General features: G+C 39.1%; 1 pseudogene. It reads right to left on the reverse strand.

The window, feature by feature from the left end:
* Positions 1-284: pseudogene (locus MF542_RS17485) on the reverse strand (hypothetical protein); the annotation flags it as partial.
* Positions 285-739 lie beyond the last annotated feature (455 nt).

The following is a 739-nucleotide window of genomic DNA, read 5'->3' on the forward strand; positions in this document are numbered from 1 at the left end:
TCATACCAACTGATCAGTATGTTTCCGTTATCCAGCACAGCTGCCGAAGGCAATGATTGATCACCCGCAGTTTTATCGCTAATCAAAAATTCACCGCCTACAGGCTGTCCATTCGCGTTATAAAGCTGACCATAAATACCGCTACCAGAACCATCTGCGCCGCTTTGATCTTCAAACACAACAACATAACCACCCGCAAGCGCCGGATGATCTGACGAAAAAGTTGCTATACTTGGATTTACCTGATTACCCGTCTCTGTAGTGTTAACTTGAATACTAGTCATTACGCCCCCAATCTTCACCAAAATAAAATTACAAGTAGAATTTTCATCTAAATATGAAAACATAAACTTATTGTAAACTGATACCTCTATTTCAATTTCATACCTTTGTTACAAAGTAAAATATCAACATAATTAAATATTTAATCAACACCCTTCGGAAAAAGGCTTTAACAGTCAGTGATATATGCACAACTAAACGAATATGATTATATCAATCAAAAATAGTAACAATATCTTCTCTATGTTTAAGACTAATGAACTTCATAGAGCTCATATTCATACTCTTTATCATCAGACAGCAAATGCAGCCACTAGCGCCGCCAGCAATGGTTCTCTTGTCCTAGATACAACAAAAAGGTCAATGCTCTTGCAGGTCGAGTTAAGGTGGTATTGTGGGGAGGGTTAGTCTCCCCTTCGTGGTTGGTCAGCCAGGCAAAGGATCTAGGCAATCTGCG

This window comes from Kordiimonas laminariae (assembly GCF_023008165.1).
In the GTDB taxonomy this organism is placed as follows: Bacteria; Pseudomonadota; Alphaproteobacteria; order Sphingomonadales; family Kordiimonadaceae; genus Kordiimonas; species Kordiimonas laminariae.